General features: G+C 62.6%; 17 protein-coding genes. 6 read left to right on the forward strand and 11 right to left on the reverse strand.

What is annotated here, in order from left to right; translation table 11 throughout:
• Positions 1-40: 40 nt before the first annotated feature.
• From ACIQ17_RS01425 to ACIQ17_RS01445, 5 genes are all read right to left on the reverse strand, one after another.
• Positions 41-316, reverse strand: a complete 276-nt coding sequence (locus tag ACIQ17_RS01425; RefSeq protein ID WP_398464604.1) for an HPr family phosphocarrier protein — start codon at positions 314-316, stop codon at positions 41-43.
• On the reverse strand, positions 313-714 hold the full coding sequence (locus ACIQ17_RS01430; RefSeq protein WP_211911731.1) for a PTS sugar transporter subunit IIA: 402 nt from the start codon (positions 712-714) through the stop codon (positions 313-315). The genes ACIQ17_RS01425 and ACIQ17_RS01430 overlap by 4 nt, the downstream gene beginning before the upstream one ends.
• 188 nt (positions 715-902) lie before the next feature.
• Positions 903-1,373: an HPr kinase/phosphorylase gene (locus ACIQ17_RS01435; RefSeq protein WP_398464607.1), complete on the reverse strand. Its 471-nt coding sequence runs from the start codon at positions 1,371-1,373 to the stop codon at positions 903-905.
• Positions 1,370-3,172: a stimulus-sensing domain-containing protein gene (locus tag ACIQ17_RS01440; RefSeq protein WP_398464609.1), complete on the reverse strand. Its 1,803-nt coding sequence runs from the start codon at positions 3,170-3,172 to the stop codon at positions 1,370-1,372. The genes ACIQ17_RS01435 and ACIQ17_RS01440 overlap by 4 nt, the downstream gene beginning before the upstream one ends.
• Before the next feature lie 111 nt (positions 3,173-3,283).
• Positions 3,284-3,985: a response regulator transcription factor gene (locus ACIQ17_RS01445; protein ID WP_233023325.1), complete on the reverse strand. Its 702-nt coding sequence runs from the start codon at positions 3,983-3,985 to the stop codon at positions 3,284-3,286.
• A gap of 216 nt (positions 3,986-4,201) precedes the next feature.
• Between ACIQ17_RS01445 and ACIQ17_RS01450 the strand changes: the two genes are divergently transcribed.
• The 3 genes from ACIQ17_RS01450 (at position 4,202) to ACIQ17_RS01460 (ending at position 7,280) form a co-directional block, all read left to right on the forward strand.
• Complete coding sequence (locus ACIQ17_RS01450) at positions 4,202-4,942, forward strand: HugZ family protein (protein ID WP_398464612.1); 741 nt, start codon at positions 4,202-4,204, stop codon at positions 4,940-4,942.
• 182 nt (positions 4,943-5,124) lie between these two features.
• Positions 5,125-6,738, forward strand: a complete 1,614-nt coding sequence (locus tag ACIQ17_RS01455) for a phosphoenolpyruvate carboxykinase (RefSeq protein WP_398464614.1) — start codon at positions 5,125-5,127, stop codon at positions 6,736-6,738.
• Positions 6,739-6,842: 104 nt separating this feature from the next.
• Entirely contained in the window at positions 6,843-7,280 is a 438-nt protein-coding gene (locus tag ACIQ17_RS01460) for an EamA family transporter (protein WP_398464616.1), read from the forward strand.
• A gap of 12 nt (positions 7,281-7,292) precedes the next feature.
• On the opposite strand, the gene ACIQ17_RS01465 is transcribed toward ACIQ17_RS01460, so the two are convergent.
• Both ACIQ17_RS01465 and ACIQ17_RS01470 read right to left on the reverse strand, forming a co-directional pair.
• Positions 7,293-9,824, reverse strand: a complete 2,532-nt coding sequence (locus tag ACIQ17_RS01465; RefSeq protein WP_398464618.1) for a glycogen/starch/alpha-glucan phosphorylase — start codon at positions 9,822-9,824, stop codon at positions 7,293-7,295.
• Positions 9,825-9,991: 167 nt separating this feature from the next.
• The gene (locus ACIQ17_RS01470; RefSeq protein ID WP_398464620.1) at positions 9,992-10,285 is read right to left on the reverse strand and encodes a GIY-YIG nuclease family protein; all 294 of its coding nucleotides are present in this window, start codon (positions 10,283-10,285) and stop codon (positions 9,992-9,994) included.
• A 156-nt stretch (positions 10,286-10,441) separates the two neighbouring features.
• Between ACIQ17_RS01470 and ACIQ17_RS01475 the strand changes: the two genes are divergently transcribed.
• Both ACIQ17_RS01475 and ACIQ17_RS01480 read left to right on the forward strand, forming a co-directional pair.
• Positions 10,442-10,873 (forward strand): hypothetical protein, encoded by a 432-nt coding sequence (locus ACIQ17_RS01475; protein WP_398464622.1) that lies wholly within the window; start codon positions 10,442-10,444, stop codon positions 10,871-10,873.
• Between the two features lie 288 nt (positions 10,874-11,161).
• Positions 11,162-12,253 carry a helix-turn-helix transcriptional regulator gene (locus tag ACIQ17_RS01480; protein ID WP_398464624.1) on the forward strand — a complete coding sequence of 364 codons (1,092 nt, stop codon included), beginning with the start codon at positions 11,162-11,164 and terminating at the stop codon, positions 12,251-12,253.
• A gap of 19 nt (positions 12,254-12,272) precedes the next feature.
• Here ACIQ17_RS01480 and ACIQ17_RS01485 read toward each other — a convergent pair whose 3' ends face one another.
• The 3 genes from ACIQ17_RS01485 to pyrE form a co-directional block, all read right to left on the reverse strand.
• Entirely contained in the window at positions 12,273-13,097 is an 825-nt protein-coding gene (locus ACIQ17_RS01485) for a DUF2865 domain-containing protein (protein WP_398464626.1), read from the reverse strand.
• Between the two features lie 102 nt (positions 13,098-13,199).
• Positions 13,200-14,612 (reverse strand): sodium:proton antiporter, encoded by a 1,413-nt coding sequence (locus ACIQ17_RS01490; RefSeq protein WP_398464628.1) that lies wholly within the window; start codon positions 14,610-14,612, stop codon positions 13,200-13,202.
• A gap of 52 nt (positions 14,613-14,664) precedes the next feature.
• Complete coding sequence (pyrE, locus tag ACIQ17_RS01495) at positions 14,665-15,228, reverse strand: orotate phosphoribosyltransferase (protein ID WP_398464630.1); 564 nt, start codon at positions 15,226-15,228, stop codon at positions 14,665-14,667.
• 142 nt (positions 15,229-15,370) lie between these two features.
• Between pyrE and ACIQ17_RS01500 the strand changes: the two genes are divergently transcribed.
• On the forward strand, positions 15,371-15,997 hold the full coding sequence (locus ACIQ17_RS01500) for a glutathione S-transferase family protein (protein WP_398464632.1): 627 nt from the start codon (positions 15,371-15,373) through the stop codon (positions 15,995-15,997).
• A gap of 188 nt (positions 15,998-16,185) precedes the next feature.
• Here the strand turns inward: ACIQ17_RS01500 and ACIQ17_RS01505 are convergent.
• Positions 16,186-17,363 (reverse strand): DNA polymerase (locus ACIQ17_RS01505; protein ID WP_398464634.1); only part of this gene is annotated, 1,178 nt, incomplete at its 5' end.

Genomic DNA, 17,363 nt, shown 5'->3' on the forward strand with positions numbered 1-17,363 from the left:
GCGGCGGATTACGCCTTCGGCTCATCCGCCCTACGGCCGGCTACTCCTCACCGAACTTGTCGATCACCAGCTGCGAGATCGCATCCAGCGCTTCCTGGGCCTGGGGGCCTTTTGCCGTGACGACGATGCTTGTGCCGATGCCGGCGGCGAGCATCATCAGGCCCATGATCGAGGTGCCGCCGACCGTCTCGCCGTTGCGGGTGACCGTGATGTCGGCGCTGAACTTCTCCACCATCTGCACGAATTTGGCGGAGGCGCGGGCGTGGAGGCCACGCTTGTTGGTGATGGGCAGTTCGCGGGAAAGAGGTTCGCTCATTTGCCGGCGAGCACGCGGCTGGCGATGGTGACGTATTTGCGGCCGGCTTCCTGCGCCATGGCGATGGCGTCCGGGAGCGTGCGCTCTTCGCGGACCTTGGCGAGCTTCACCAGCATCGGCAGATTGATGCCGGCAAGGACTTCGACCTTCGGCCGGCTCATGCAGGAGATGGCGAGGTTCGACGGCGTGCCACCGAACATGTCGGTGAGGATGGCGACGCCATCGCCGCTATCGACGCGGTTGACGGCTTCAATGATATCGCTGCGACAGAGGTCGGAGTCATCTTCCGCACCGATCGTCACGGCTTCGATTTGTTGTTGCGGACCCATTACGTGTTCGAGCGCCGCCTTGAACTCGTCGGCAAGGCGCCCATGGGTCACAAGTACCAGACCAATCATCGGAAACTCCTCGTGGGCGCATTGGTGCACCGCACGAAAGCGCCACTTTGACCATCCAGAGCCTCTGCGCAAGAGGACTCTTCGCGAAACTCCCGTAAAATACGACCTATGTCGGGGGAGGATCAGCGGGCCTAATCGGTGGCGAGTGTGGGACTAATATGGTTACCAATTCCCTTCGGGCAATCGTCCTATGGTCGCAGCGACGGAATGCCCTCGGTTGTCGTCAGATAGGCCGCTACCAATGGTAGCGGGGAGAAGCCGGATCCAACCGGGATTCGGGGAATTTCGACGTCGTGCAGCCGGGTCCGCAGCGCTTCCGCGTCAGGAAGCCGCGCGGCGTCATGCGCGTCGAGATCGACCACCAGCCCCACAATGGCAGCGGTGGCGCAATCGAGGCGCCTGATACCCAAACCGCGGATTTCCAGCAAGCCAATCAGTTCGGGAGCCGGGCGGACACGGAGCAGCCCGTCATCCGTCACATCCAGAAAAGCGCGGTCATCGGCTACCAGCATTGCTTCCGGCAGTTGTCCGGCCTGGGCTGCGAGGATCAGGTCGAACACCAGCCGCGACTTGCCGGATCCGGATGGCCCGCGGATCAGCACGGCGCGGTCGCCGAGGAGGACGGCCGACGCATGGATGCTGATATGGGGGGGGCTCATGTGGCCGGCAACCGCACCACGAAGCGGGCGCCGAGCACCGGCACCTCGCCATCGGCCGTCGCGGCGCCGATGCGGTTCTCGGCCCAGATAGTGCCGCCATGGGCCTCGACGATCTGTTTGGAGATCGAGAGGCCGAGGCCGGAATTCTGGCCGAAGCCCTGATGCGGGCGGTCGGTGTAAAAACGCTCGAAAATGCGCTCCAGCGCATCCGGGCCGATACCGGGACCGTCGTCATCGACCACGACCTCGATCTTTCCCTTCAGGCGGCGGCAGGCGATCCGCACCTTGCCGCCCGACTCAGAGAAGGACTGGGCGTTGGTGACGAGATTGGTGATGACCTGACCAAGACGCGAGTCGTGACCGGGCACGGAGAATGTATCGCTGGACGGGCCTTCAAAACGGGTCTCGACGCCGACATCGTGTCCAAGCTTCGTCTCGTTGGCGACGGCGGTGAGCGTATTGAGCAGCGTGCGCAGAGCGACCGGTGCGACATCGTTGCGCTGCAGTTCGGCATCGAGCCGGCTGGCGTCGGAAATGTCCGAGATAAGGCGGTCGAGGCGGCGCACGTCATGCTCGATCACTTCGAGCAGGCGGCCGCGGCTGTTCTCGTTCTTCGCCAGCGGCAGCGTTTCGACAGCGGAGCGCAGCGAGGTCAGCGGATTCTTCAGTTCGTGCGAGACGTCGGCGGCGAACATCTCGATCGCCTCGATGCGGTTATAGAGCGCGCCGGTCATGTCGCGCAGCGCGCCGGAGAGATGGCCGATCTCGTCGCGGCGGTCGGTGAAGTCCGGGATCTCGACGCGGGTGCGGATGCGGCGGCGGACGCGCTCGGCGCTGTCGGCGAGGCGGCGGACCGGACCGGCGATCGTCGACGCCAGCAGCAGCGACAGGACGATCATGACCGCCATGGCGACGGCGAACACTTTCAAAATTGCCAGACGCTCGGCGGTGACCATCTGGTCGATGTCGTCGCCTTGTGTCGACAGCATCAGCGCGCCATGCACGGCGCGGAAGCGTTGCACGGGCACTGCGACCGAGACGATGACTTCGCCGCGGTCGTTGATGCGGACCATGCTGTTCTTCTGGCCGCCGAGGGACTGCTGCACTTCCTGATAGCCGTTGCCGTTTTCCGGCCCGAGTTCGCGATATAGCGGCAGGTCGCCGCGGTTGAGCCAGGTGCGAATGGCGATGGTGGTCTTTTCCAGCAGGCCCGGCTTCTCGGTGGTCGGTGGCGGCAGGTCGAAGCGCAGCACGTCGCCGCGGCCATAGAGGCTGCGGCTGTCGAGCAGTAGCACGCCGTCGCGGTCATAGATGCGGGCGCGCGTCTTGGTCGGCGAGATCAGCCGGCGCAGCACCGGCGCGACACGCTCGGGATTGATTGGGAAGTCGAGATTGTTGAACTCGTCCGGGGCGCCATAGCTTTCGCCCGGCTTGAGATCGAGCAGGCGGTCGGGATCGATGGTGATCGTATTGGTCTCGACCGTGGCCGAGGCGGCGATGGCGCCGGCGATGATCTCCGCCTGAGTGAGAAGGCTCTGCGCACGCGCGTCGATCAGGCCGGCGCGGAATTGCGAGAGATAGAGGACACCGGCGACGAGGGCGCAGAGGCCCGCGAGATTGAGCGAGACAATGCGGCGCGTGAGGCTCGAAAAGGTGAGCGCGACGAAAAACTGCCGAAGCCGGCTGATCCAGTCGAGCGGACGCCGCCAGCCGCCGGATGGTGTCTCGTCGGATGCATCGGGTGCCTGCGGCGAGCCGCCGGAGCCACGTCGTCCATCAGGCTGCGTTCGATCCAGCAATGCCTACACTGCCCGCTTGTTGCCGATTGTCGCGATTGCGCTCGCTGCGCGGAGTCTAGCGCAGCGAGACGATCACGTCAGGCCCGAAACGGGCCGTGAAACCTTGTGAGATCAGGTTTCCTTGAAGCGGTAGCCGACGCCGTACAGCGTCTCGATCATCTCGAAATCGTCGTCGACCACCTTGAACTTCTTGCGCAGGCGCTTGATGTGGCTGTCGATGGTGCGGTCGTCCACATAGACCTGATCGTCGTAAGCCGCATCCATCAGCGCGTTGCGGCTCTTGACCACGCCGGGCCGTGTGGCCAGCGCCTGCAGGATCAGGAATTCGGTGACGGTGAGGGTCACCGGCTCGTTCTTCCAGGTGCAGGTGTGCCGCTCCGGGTCCATGCGCAGCAGGCCGCGATCGAGCGCCTTGGCGTCGGTTTCCTTCGGCACGGCCGCGGGGTCCTTCGGCGCCGAGCGCCGCAGTACCGCCTTCACACGCTCGACCAGCAGGCGCTGGGAGAACGGTTTGCGGATGAAATCATCGGCGCCCATCTTAAGGCCGAACAACTCGTCGATTTCCTCGTCCTTCGAGGTGAGGAAGATCACCGGCAGGTCCGACTTCTGGCGCAGGCGGCGCAGCGTCTCCATGCCGTCCATGCGGGGCATCTTGATGTCGAGGATCGCGAGGTCCGGCTGGCTGGTGCGGAAACCGTCCAGGGCCGACGCGCCATCCGTATAGGTCATGATCCGATAGCCCTCGGCTTCGAGCGCGATCGATACGGATGTGAGAATGTTGCGGTCGTCGTCGACCAAAGCGATTGTGGGCATGAGCCTGCTTTCCGAAGCGGGATGGTCTGTACGGCGGGGATTGAATATTCCGCCGTATGAGGTGGCCTTAAAAACACAGTCAACCAGCAATGCAAGCTGGGCTGAAGTGTGGCCAAGTTCCCTTAACGCTTGAATGGGGCGCCAGTTCCACATTTATATACGCGGCTTCGGACACTGGGAACAGCCACTTTCGGCAATGATTATCGGGATTTAATGATGCAGCCGACTGCCGATTTCGACCCCTCGCATGTCACCCGGTCCCTGCTGCGGCGCTCCCGGCAGGGCGCGCTTGCAACCCTGTCCCTCGGCACAGGGGCCCCTTATTGCTCCCTGGTGAACGTGGCCAGCCACCCCGACGGCACGCCGATTCTCCTCATTTCACGGCTGGCCCTGCACACGAAGAACCTGCTCGGAGACCCGCGGGTATCATTGATGCTGGATGAGCGGGCGCCGGGGGATCCGTTGGAAGGCGCCAGGATCATGCTCGGCGGCGTTGCCGAAGAGGCCGCGGACACCGACCGCGAGGTGCTTCGACGACGCTATCTCAGCGTCCATCCAACCGCGCAAGTCTTTGTGGATTTTAAGGATTTTTCCTTCTTTCGGATCAGGCCGACATTGCTGCATCTGGTCGCCGGTTTCGGCCGCATCATCGATCTCTCACCCGGGCAGTATCTGACGGATCTCCGCGGCGCGGAGAGCGTGGTGGAGGCGGAAGAGGGCGCCATCGAACATATGAATGCCGATCACCGCGATGCGCTCAATCTCTACGCAACAAGACTTCTTGGCGCGGAAGAAGGCGATTGGCGCTGCACCGGCTGCGATCCGGACGGACTCGATCTGCACAACGGAACGTCGACGACGCTGCGGCTTGATTTTCCGCGGCGGATCGTCACGCCGATGGACTTGCGGAAGGTGCTGCGGGAACTGGCAGAGCAGGCCCGCACTTTGAACGGTTGAGCCACACCCATGGCCATGCTTGGAATAAACCAAGTCAGGTGACAGTTGCTTGGCTTTTCACATCTTCGTCACTATTAGATCGCCCGATCAAGGCCGGAGCGGTTATAGTGACGGCTACCGCTTCAATGCGTGGCTGGAGGCAGCCGCGCATATGGAATAGCGGACTCTAAGGAGGACTATCCGTGCAAGAGACGGGCGTACGCAACAGTGCCTATGGCGCTGACAAATTCGGACTTAAAAATCTCAAAGCGGTGAACTGGAATCTCGGCGCACCGCAGCTCTACGCACACTCGCTGCGCAATGGCGAAGCGGAGTTGTCATCGGATGGCGCGCTCTGCGCAGACACCGGCGACTTCACCGGTCGCAGCCCGAAGGACAAGTTCACCGTCAAGGACGCGTCCACCGAAAACATGTGGTGGGCCGGCAACCAGTCGATCACCCCCGAGCAGTTCGAAGCGCTTTACACCGATTTCAAGAAGCACGCCGAAGGCATGACCCTGTTCGCGCAGGATCTCTATGGCGGCGCTGATCCGACTTTCCAGATCAAGACCCGCGTGTTCACCGAACTCGCCTGGCACTCGCTGTTCATTCGCACGCTGCTGATCCGCCCGGAAGCATCTGCGCTGGCTGACTTCGTGCCCGAGCTCACCATCATCGATCTTCCGAGCTTCCGCGCCGACCCCAAACGTCACGGTTGCCGCTCGGAGAACGTCGTGGCCATCGATTTCGCCCGCAAGATCGTCCTGATCGGCGGGTCTTATTATGCCGGCGAGATGAAGAAGTCGGTATTCACCACGCTGAATTACTATCTGCCCGCCAAGGGCGTCATGCCGATGCATTGCTCGGCCAATGTCGGCCCGGATGGCGACACCGCGATCTTCTTCGGCCTGTCGGGCACCGGCAAGACCACGCTCTCGGCCGATCCGAAGCGCACGCTGATCGGCGATGACGAGCATGGCTGGGGCAAGGATGGCGTCTTCAACTTCGAAGGCGGCTGCTATGCCAAGACCATCAAGCTGTCGGAAGAAGCCGAGCCCGCGATCTATGCCGCCTCGAAGCGTTTTGGCGCCGTGCTCGAAAACGTCGTACTCGATGAAAACACCAAGGTGCCGGATTTCGACGACGGCTCGAAGACCGAGAACACCCGTTCGGCCTATCCACTCGACTTCATCCCGAACGCCTCGCGCACCGGCCGTGCGCCGCAGCCGAAGAATGTGGTGATGCTCGCGGCAGACGCTTTCGGCGTGTTGCCGCCGATCGCAAAACTGACCCCGGCGCAGGCGATGTATCACTTCCTGTCCGGCTACACCGCCAAGGTCGCCGGCACCGAGCGTGGCCTCGGCAACGATCCGGAGCCGGAATTCTCGACCTGCTTCGGCTCGCCTTTCCTGCCGCTCGACCCCAGCGTCTATGGCAACATGCTGCGCGATCTGATCGCCAAGCATAAAGTCGACTGCTGGCTGGTGAACACCGGCTGGACCGGCGGCAAGTATGGCGTCGGCTCGCGCATGCCGATCAAGGTGACGCGTGCGCTGCTCACCGCTGCGCTCGATGGTTCGCTGCGCAACGTCGAATTCCGCACTGACAAGTATTTCGGCTTCGCCGTCCCGACTGCATTGCCGGGCGTGCCGAGCGAGATTCTCGATCCGGTGAACACCTGGAAGGACAAGGCCGAGTTCGACGCGACTGCGCGTAAGCTCGTTGGCATGTTCCAGAAGAACTTTGCCAAGTTCGAAGCGCAGGTGGATGCCGAAGTGCGCGCCGCCGCGCCGGACGTGAAGATCGCGGCGGAGTAAGCTGCGCAATCATTAGAAATGCGAAAGGGCGGCCGCAGGGCCGCCCTTTTTGTTTCTGCCAGTATCCAATTCGCAATGACGGTTGAAAAGCAGGTGCCCTGTCGATGAAAAACCTCACCCTCACTTGGCCGTTCTGGGCTGTCCTCTCAGCGGCCTTCGCGGCACTCACCGCTATTTTCGCCAAGGTCGGGATCGAGAACGTCAATTCTGATTTCGCCACCTTCATCCGGACCATCGTCATCCTGTTCGCTGCGGGATTGATGGTCGTTGCTACAGGCCACTGGCAGTCGCCATCGACGATCTCGGGGAAAACGTGGGCGTTCCTCGTTCTGTCCGGTTGCGCCACGGGCGCGTCGTGGATCTGCTATTTCCGCGCGCTCAAGCTCGGCGATGCGGCGCGGGTGGCGCCGATCGACAAGCTCAGCGTGGTCTTCGTGGCACTGTTCGCGGTGCTGTTTCTGGGCGAAAAGCTGTCACTGCCGAACTGGCTCGGCGTCATCCTGATCGCCTGTGGGGCGGTGCTCGTCGCCTATCGGGCGTGAGCACCGCTACGCTCAGGTCGCCTTCCGCACCTGCTGTGCAAAGGTCGTGGGCATCTGGTTGGCCACCGGCACGTGCCAGATGTCCTCGGCATATTCGCGGATGGTGCGGTCAGATGAGAACCAGCCCATGCGCGCGGTGTTGAGGATGGCCGCGCGGCTCCAGGCGGAGCCGGCCTGCCAGCGTGCATCGACGCTACGCTGGGCGTCGTAATAGGAGTCGAAATCCGCCGACACCATGTAGTGATCGAGATGCCGCAGCGCGTGGCCGATGGCGCCGAAACGGCCGGGATCGTCGGGTGAGAAGAAGCCGCTCTCGATGGCATAGATGGCGCGGCCGAGGTTGGGCGACTTCGAGATCACATCCGATGCATCGAGACCGCGATTGCGGCGCGTGACCACCTCGTCGGCGGTCATGCCGAAGATCGCGATGTTTTCCGGGCCGACATTGTCGCGGATCTCGATATTGGCGCCGTCCAGCGTGCCGATGGTCAGGGCGCCGTTGAGCGACAGTTTCATGTTGCCGGTGCCGGAGGCTTCCATGCCGGCCGTCGAAATCTGTTCGGACAGATCGGCGGCCGGAATGATGATCTCGGCCAGAGAGACATTGTAGTCCGGCATGAAGGCGACCTTCAGCTGGCCCTTGATCGTCTCGTCGCTGTTGACCATGCGCGCGACGTCGTTGGCCAGCTTGATGATCAGCTTGGCATAGCGATAGCTCGCCGCTGCCTTGCCCGCGAAAATCTTGACGCGGGGCACCCAGTTCTTGTTGGGCTCGTCCTTGATCGCCTGATACAGCGCGACGGTCTCGACGATGTTGAGCAGCTGCCGCTTGTATTCATGGATGCGCTTGATCTGCACGTCGAACAGTGCCGACGGATCGGCCTGCACGCCGAGCTTCTCGCCGATCAGGCGGGCCATGGCGAGCTTGTTGTGGTGCTTGACCGCGCGGAAAGCCTGCTGGAATGCGGCGTCGCCAGCATAGGCTTCCAGCTTGATCAGGCGGGTGGGATCGTCCAGCACCGCGTCGCCGCATGTGGCGCGCAGCAGGTCGGTGAGTTTCGGATTGGCCAGCGTCAGCCAGCGGCGGAAGGTGATGCCGTTGGTCTTGTTGGTGATGCGGCCGGGATAGAGCTGGTTGAGATCGCGGAACACGGTCTCCTTCATCAGTTCCGAATGCATCGCCGACACGCCGTTGATGCGGTGCGAACCGATGAAGGCGAGATTGCCCATGCGCACGCGGCGGCCGGCGGTCTCGTCGATGACCGAGACCGAGGCGCGGTAATTGGTGTCGCCGGGGCGGATCGCGTCGGCGCGGTCGAGATGCGCGACATTGATGCGATAGATGATTTCGAGATGGCGCGGCAGCAGGCGCTCCATCAGCTCCACCGGCCAGGTCTCGAGCGCTTCCGGCAGCAGCGTGTGATTGGTGTAGGACAACGTCGCATTGGTGATCTGCCAGGCGGCGTCCCAGCGCATGTTGTGCACATCGATCAGGATGCGCATCAGCTCGGCGATCGCGAGGCTCGGATGCGTGTCGTTCATCTGCACCGCCGCCTTGTTGGCGAGGCCGCGCAGATTGCCTTCGGATTCCAGGTGCCGCTTGACGAGATCCTGCAGCGACGCCGAGACGAAGAAATATTCCTGCCGCAGCCGCAACTCGCGGCCGGCAGCGCTTTCGTCATTCGGATACAGGAATTTGCAGATCGCCTCCGCGCGCGCCTGTTCGGCGCTGGCGCTGACATAGTCGCCGGTGTTGAACACGTCGAGCCGCAGCGGATCCGGCGCCCGCGCCGACCACAGGCGCAGCGCATTCACATGCTGGCCGCGCCAGCCGACGATGGGCGTGTCATAGGCCACGGCCTCCACGGTCTCGCCGGGATGCCAGACAGTGCGCTGATGGCCCTTGGCGTCGTCCACCACCTCGGTTTGGCCGCCGAAGTGCACGTGATAGACGACCTCCGGCCGCGGCAGCTCCCACGGATTGCCGAAGCTCAGCCATTCGTCCGGATATTCCTTCTGCCAGCCCTTCGAGATGATCTGCTTGAACAGCCCGAAATCGTAGCGGATGCCGTAGCCGTAAGCCGGAATGGCCAGCGTCGACATGCTCTCCATGAAGCAGGCGGCGAGGCGGCCGAGGCCGCCATTGCCGAGCGCCGCATCGGGCTCGCATTTGCGCAGCTCGTCGAGGCCGACGCCGAGATCTTCCAGCGCCGCGCGAAACACCGGTAGCAGGCCCATATTGTTCAGCGCGTCGGTGAACAGGCGGCCGATCAGGAATTCGAGCGAGAGGTAATAGACGCGCTTGCGGCCGGCGTCGTAGCTCTCCTTCTCGGACAGCAGCCAGCGATGCACGATGCGATCGCGCAGGGTCAGGGCGGCGGCCTTGTACCAATCATGCTTGGTGGCGAAGGAGGCTTCCTTGCCAATGCCCAATGTCAGCTTGACGAGAATGGCGCTCTTGATCTCGGCGAGCAGCAACTCGTCGATTGGAGCGTTCTGGGGCTGGAATTGTGCTGGCGTGGTCTGGTCTGACAAACTGGTCATCCTGATCTGTGGCGCGGCGTGAAATCATACGCCCATTCAGTGGTGGTCGGAAACCCACCGCGATGCGGAGGTTTTGCCATGGTTATGCTGTGGAATTGGGCAGAAAATGGCAGAGCTCTGGCGAACATGGTCGTCCCGGCGAACGCCGGGCCCCATAACCACCGAAGCTAGAGTAATCCGGACAGATCGCTCCAATCGCGATTATCTTGCTCTATCAAGTCGATTTTCCAGCCGCGTTTCCAATTTTTCAGCTGCTTCTCGCGAGCAATGGCATCCATGACTGACACATATTGTTCAATGTAGACCAGTCGGATGACACTGTATTTTTTGACGAATTCCGAGCCTCGACCAGAGCGGTGCTGAGCCATCCGACGATGGATATCATTCGTCACGCCGATATACAGCGTGCCGTTGTGGCCGCTCGCAAGGATATAGACGAAATAGCACCGCGATCTGGGCATCGTTCATTCCGCCGAACGACGTCGGAGGCTATGGATCCCGGCGTTCGCCGGGATGACAGCGAGGTGTTAACCGATAAGAACAAATAAAGAACAAATTTGCAAGCGCTTGATGTAGTCTCCGATTCGAAACTGCCCTGACCGTTTGCAAGGCCCGACATGTCCAGCATTGCCTACAACCAGTTCGCGCTCACCCGGATTGCCGATTTCGCACGATCGCTCACCCGCCTGCATTTTAATGCACGTCGTTATCCCGTGGATGACGATCAGATCGATCGTGAATTCAATGCGGTGTGCTTGTCAGTGTGGGGTTACACAACCGACGATGTCAGCGACGATCTGTTCGCGCTCGAGGATCACGCCTGGCTCGATCAGCTCGACGAGGCGCATGCGCGTATCTTCGCCGCCGAACAGGGCTACGATCTGGTCGGGGATGACGGCATGCTCACCGACTGGTGGGGCTATTGCTGGATGATCCTGGCCGAAAAGCGCGGTCTGCTGACGGCGGAGAATCGCGCAGCGGCGCGCGCGGAGATCGAACAGAAATATCTGTCGGCGACGAATGTGGTGGGCGTCATCATCGGGCGATGAAGCCGTCATCGATCTGCTTCAGGTTTCGTCATCGCAAGCAATGGTCAGCCATGCTTGCACGCCATTGTTGTCATTGATGCCTGCGTCGCGATTCCTGATTTGACCGATCGCGCAAGGAACCCATTTTCTATAGGCTTTGCTGCATCATCGCGCAGTTCGACAGCGATATGCGTTTGACGCCTTCATCCATTCGCTCCAGATTTCCAGCCGCGCGTACAGCAAAAAAACATCAGGTCTCGCCTGCGAGGCCCGCCAATAATTTTGTGCAATCAACTGGAGATCGGATCGATGAGCGATGACCTCACCGACGACATCTACGAGGCTGCCTTCGTTCCGGAAAAATGGCCCACCGTGCTCGATGCGATCGGTACGCGTGCGGGTTCCGCAAGCGGCGCGATGCTGAGCATTGCACCGGATGCGCCGCCGCGCTGGCGCGCCACGCCGGTGGTCGAGGACACGCTGCGCGACTATGTGGAAAGCGGCCAATGGCTGCAGTGCCAGCGTCCGGTCAAAGTGCTTTCCATGCGCTATCCAGGCTTCCTGCGCGACGAGGACTATCTGACCTCGGATCAGATCGCGCAGGACCCCGCGCGAAAAGTGCGCGAGACCGTCAATCTCGGTGGCCAGGCCGCGACACTGGTGGCTATGCCCGGCGGCGAGATGGTGGGCTTCACCTTCGAGCGCTGGATCGCGAACGGCACCCACAATGCCGACGACATCGCCTTTCTCGACGGCATGCGCCCGCATCTCGCGCGTGCCGGCATGATTGCTGCGCGTCTTGGACTGGAGCGCGCGAAAACCATGGTGTCTGCGCTCGCCACGATCGGTTTTCCTGCGGCCGTGGTCACCGGCAGGGCCCGGGTCATCGCCGTCAATGAATTGCTCGAAGCGGTACCGGCTGTGTTTTTGTCTGCTGCCGATGGCCGTTTTACCGTCTCGCATGCGATGGCCAATGCGCTGATCGCCGAGGCGATTGACGCCATCGCGGCGGGGCGCTCCGATCATGTGCAGTCGGTTCCGCTACCGGCGAAGGATGGCGAGGCCGCTTACGTCATCCACGTCGCGCCACTGCGAGGCGTAGCGCGCGACATCTTTTCGGGCGCCACTGCATTGGTGCTGGCCACCGAGGTTGGTCTGTCGCAGGGCGTGCCTGGTCCTGATCTGCTGCGTGGCCTGTTCGATCTGACGCCGAAGGAGTCCATGGTGGCGATCAGGCTGGCATCGGGGCAATCGCTGAAGGAGGCTGCGGAAGCGTCCAACATGCAATTCTCCACCGCGCGTTCGCATCTGGAGAGTGTGTTCCGCAAGACCGGGACCAATCAGCAGAGTCAGCTGGTGGCCTTGCTCAAGAGCACGCAACCGCTCGGCAAGGCCGAATAGCTCGAAGCGACGGAGGCCGTCAGTTGGCCTCGGCGCGTTTCGCGCCCTGCGCTGGAGCCCGCTTCGGCGCGATGGTCGTTGCCGGCAGAGGCGCAATTTCACGCGGTGTCTCCGCCATCGGTGCCTCGTCGGTGATCATCTCGGCAGAAACAGGTGCGACCTTCATCTCGCCGAGCCGCGCACGGACATCGGACGTGAGGCCGGGATAGGATGAGACCGGCGTGAACTCAGCGGTCTGATTGTTGCCGGTGCGCATGCCGTTGAATGCGACGAGGCCATTCGTGGTGGCCACCACGTCGCCGGGGCGGAGCGAGGTGTCGAGCGTCAGGTCGATGGGGGCGAGGCCGGCGGGATCGCGGCCATTGCAGGTGCAGTCGGCCTTCAGCGCCTTGCGATAGGCGAAGGCGTTGGGCAGGTCGGCATAGCGCTCGCCCGTCGATGACGATGCGTAGTCGATATTGCTGCCGAACATCACCTTGGTCGGCGAGGCCGGGCAGAAGGCCTGGCACATCTGCGCCGGGCTGGCGCCGCCGCGGGTGAGCGGAAAATATTTGCCGTCGCAGGTGCGGACGCAGAAGGCCGGACCACCGCCGCCGGACGCGCTGCGCTGGGGCTGCGGCTGCTCCTGCGGCGTGTTGAGGCCGAACGGGTCGGAGAAGAAATCATTCTGCCGCGATGGCTCGCCGCGACGTTGCTGCTGCTTCTGCTGTGGCTGGCCGCCACCAAACAGGAAATCGAAGAAGCCCTGCGCGGATACGCTCTGCGGCGCGAGCACGACGCAGGCCGCAAGGCCGAGGGCCAAAAGCGGCCGGCGCAGGCGCGTAGTTTTACGAGTGTGACGCAACACCAGGCTCCGCAACGCATGACCGATAGCCGGAAACGCAGCGTCCCGGCCTGGGCGCCACGCTAGGCGGTTATGGTAAACGCGGAGTAACCACGGGCCGCCTCAGCGGAAAAACACCCAGGTGGCGAGCAGGAAAACCGGGATCAACACCGCGCCTGACCACAGCATGTAACCGAAGAAACTCGGCATTTTTACGCCGGCATCGCGGGCGATGGCATAGACCATGAAATTCGGCGCATTGCCGATATAGGTGTTCGCACCCATGAACACGGCGCCGGCGGAGATCGCCGCCAGCGTCGCAGCGCCCGATGTCATCAGCATCTTCGCATCGCCGCCGGCGAGTTCGAAGAAGACGAGATAGGTGGGCGCATTGTCGAGGAATGACGAGAGGCCGCCGGTGAGCCAGAAATAGGCGACATTGTTCGGCGTACCGTCGGCATGGGTCACAAGTGCGACCAGCGGCGCGAACGGGCCGCTCGTTCCCGCCTGCAGCATGGCCATGACGGGCACGATGCAGATGAAGATGCCGGCGAACAGGATCGCGACCTCCTCGATTGGCCCCCATTTGAAATCATTGGCCTTGCGATGCTCTGCCTTGGTCAGCGCCAGCGAGGCGAAGGTGACGACCACAAGGATCATGTCGCGCAGCAGGTTTTGCAACTCGACCGGCGTGCCGAGCACGGTGAACGAAATACCCGGCTTCCAGCTCCCGCTCATCAGGATCGCGGCGATGATGACGAGTAGCAGCAGCAGATTGATCTTGCCATGCAGATGCAACGGCGAATCCGGCGTCGGATCCCGCAGCGGCTTGCCTTCGCGGCGATGCAGATAGATGTCCAGCAGCATGAAGATCACGAGCACGATGCCGGCCACCAGCAGCGTGTCCGGGAAGATGTGCCTGGTGGTCCAGAAGAAGTCGACGCCGCGCAAGAAGCCGAGAAACAGCGGCGGATCGCCCAGCGGCGACAGCGAGCCGCCGATATTGGACACGAGGAAAATGAAGAACACGACCACATGGACATTGTATCTGCGGTCGTCATTGCAGCGGATCAGCGGGCGGATCAGGATCATCGAGGCGCCGGTGGTGCCGATTACGCTGGCGAGCAGCGTGCCGATGCCGAGCAGCGCCGTATTGGTGAACACGCTGTCATGCAGGTTGCCCTGCAGATAGATGCCGCCGCTGACGACGAACAGCGACAATAGCAGCAGGATGAACGGCAGATACTCCATCAACACCGTATGGGCGAGCGTATGTGTCACCGTGGTGGTGCCGGCCGTCAGCCACAGCGGCACGATGATCAGCACGGCCCAGAAGGCGGTGAATTTGCCGTAGTGGTGTTCCCAGAAATGCGGATACAGCACCGGTCCGGTCGCAATGCAGAGCAGGATACCTGCAAAAGGCAGCGCCCACAGCATCGACAGTTTCGCGCCATCCAGCCCGTCGGCCGCATGAGCGGCGTCGGGCGCGCAAGTGATGATGGCGATGCAGAGCGCGAGGCTGAGAAAACGAAGCAAGATCGGGCCTTTCACGGGAGACGAAGCGGTCTCGTGCGGAGGCCGTCGAGGCTCAACCCTTCAGGAATTCAGAAGCCTTGTAAAGCGAGCGGAATGGCACACCGGCTGCTGCAAAAGTCTCGCTTGCGCCTTCGTCGCGATCCACCATGGTGAAGACCAGCGCGACTTCCGCACCGGCCTCTCGCACGGCATCCAGCGCCTTCACGGCGGAGCCGCCGGTGGTGGTGACGTCCTCGACGATGACGATGCGCTTGCCCTTGAGGCTCTCGGTCTTGGTGAGGCCCTCGATGGCGAGGCGGGCGCCATGTTCCTTCGGCTTCTTGCGCACGAAGAAGGCGCCTATCGGCGCGCCCTTCATCCACGACAGCTGCGCCAGCGCGCCGGCCAGCGGCACCGCGCCCATTTCCAGCCCGCCGACATAATCGAGCTTGTCGTCCTTCAGCGCCTCATAGGTCAGCTCGGCCAGCAGCGCTGCGCCTTCCGGGTCGCACATGGTGGGCTTCAGATTGAAGTAGAAATTGCTCTTGCGGCCCGAGGCGAGCGTGATCTCGCCATAACCGAACGAACGGTCGCGGATGATCTCGTGCAGGCGGGCGCGGGCGGTTGTGTTGGACAAGGCGATCTCTCTTTCAGGTAAACCGCGGCAATTTACCGGCCCGGAGCCGGATAGGCCAGACCGGAAGGCGCCTCTTCAACAGCCGTCATTTGCGGGGCGGGCGGACGATGATACAGGTTGGAAAAATCGGGAAGGAACACGCATGACCATCGAACTGCACACCTGGAATACGCCGAACGGCCGCAAGATCTCCGTGGCGCTGGAGGAAATGGGCCTGCCTTACAAGGTGTTCCCGGTGAACATCACCAAGGGCGAGCAGCAGAAGCCGGATTTCCTCAAGATCAGCCCCAACAACAAGATCCCGGCCATCGTCGACCCCGAGGGGCCGGACGGCAAGCCGGTGAGCGTGTTCGAATCCGGCGCCATCCTGCTCTATCTCGGCGAGAAGACCGGAAAATTCCTGCCGAAATCGCTGGGCGACCGCATCCCGGTGCTGGAATGGCTGATGTGGCAGATGGGCGGTTTCGGCCCGATGCCCGGCCAGGTGCATCATTTCATCGCGCTGGAGAACGAGACCGACCGCGCCTACGGCCTCAAGCGCTTCTCCGACGAGACGCGGCGCCTGTATGGCGTGCTGGATCGCCGGCTGAAGGATCATGAATTCGTGGCAGGCAGCCTGTCGGTGGCCGATTTCGCCATTCTCGGTTGGGCCTGGCGCCATCCGCGCCACAAGGTGGCGCTGGAGGATTTCCCGAGCGTCAAGCGCTGGTACGAGCAGCTGATGGCCCGCCCGGCGGTGAAGCGGGGATTTGAGGTGAAGCTGGATTGATTTTTCCCTCCCCCAAGCGTGGCGGGGCCACGCGCGGTGGGGAGGGTGGATCGACGGCGCAGCCGTCGAGACGGGTGGGGTGTTTCCCCACACTCCGTCCCACCGTGGGGAGAGTCCCCACCCCCGCCTATCGGCGGACCCTCCCCATTCGCTTCGCTCCGGGGAGGGAGGCCATCAGCGCCTGTGCGCTAATGCGCCTCTTCCCAGTTATCCGCCGCCCGCGCGTCCACATTCAGCGGGACCGACAGCAGCACCGCCGGGAACGGCGCGTCCTGCATCACGTGCTGCACCACCGGCAGCGTGGCGGCCACCTCGTCGTCGGGCACTTCAAAGATCAGTTCGTCATGCACCTGCAGCAGCATTTTCGCTGACAGCTTCTTCTCTGCCAGCGCATCCTCCATCCGGCTCATGGCGCGGCGGATGATGTCGGCGGCGGTGCCTTGCAAACGCGCATTGATCGCGGCGCGCTCATTGAAGGCGCGCAGCGAGGGATTGCTCGCCTTGATCTCCGGATAATGGCACTTGCGGCCGAACAGCGTCGTCACATAGCCATGCTCCCGGCAGAAGTCGCGGGTCTGGTCCATATAGGCGCGGATGCCGGGGAAGCGCTCAAAGTACTTCTTGATATAGGCGGAGGCTTCCTCGCGCGGGATGCCGAGCTGGTTGGCGAGACCGAACGCCGAGATGCCGTAGATGATGCCGAAATTGATCGCCTTGGCGCGGCGGCGCACTTCGGCAGGCATGTCCTTCACCGGCACGCCGAACATTTCCGACGCCGTCATGGCATGGATGTCGAGCCCGTCCTGAAAAGCCTGCTTCAGCACCGGGATGTCGGCGATCTCCGCCAGCAGGCGCAGTTCGATCTGCGAATAGTCGGCCGAGACCAGCTTGTGGCCCTCGCTCGCCACGAAAGCTCGGCGGATTTTTCGGCCGTCCTCGGTGCGCACCGGGATGTTCTGCAGGTTCGGTTCGTTCGACGACAAGCGACCCGTTGTGGTCGCGGCCAGCGCATAGGTCGTGTGAACGCGGTGCGTCTGCGGATGCACGTAAGTCGGCAGCGCATCCGTATAGGTCGAGCGCAGTTTCGACACCTGCCGCCAGTCGAGAATTTTTCGCGGGAGTTCGTGGCCCTGTTCGGCCAGCTCGTCCAGCACCTGCGCGGAGGTCGACCACGCGCCGGTCTTGGTCTTCGAGCCGCCGGGCAAGCCCATCTTGCCGAACAGCACATCGCCGAGCTGCTTCGGGCTGCCGATATTGAGATCCTCGCCGGCGATCTCCTTGATCTCGGCTTCGATGCGCGCCGCCGTCTGCGCAAAATCCGCCGAGAGCTTTGACAGCACCTGCCGGTCGATGGAAATGCCGCGCC

This window comes from Tardiphaga sp. (assembly GCF_044340795.1).
In the GTDB taxonomy this organism is placed as follows: Bacteria; Pseudomonadota; Alphaproteobacteria; order Rhizobiales; family Xanthobacteraceae; genus Tardiphaga.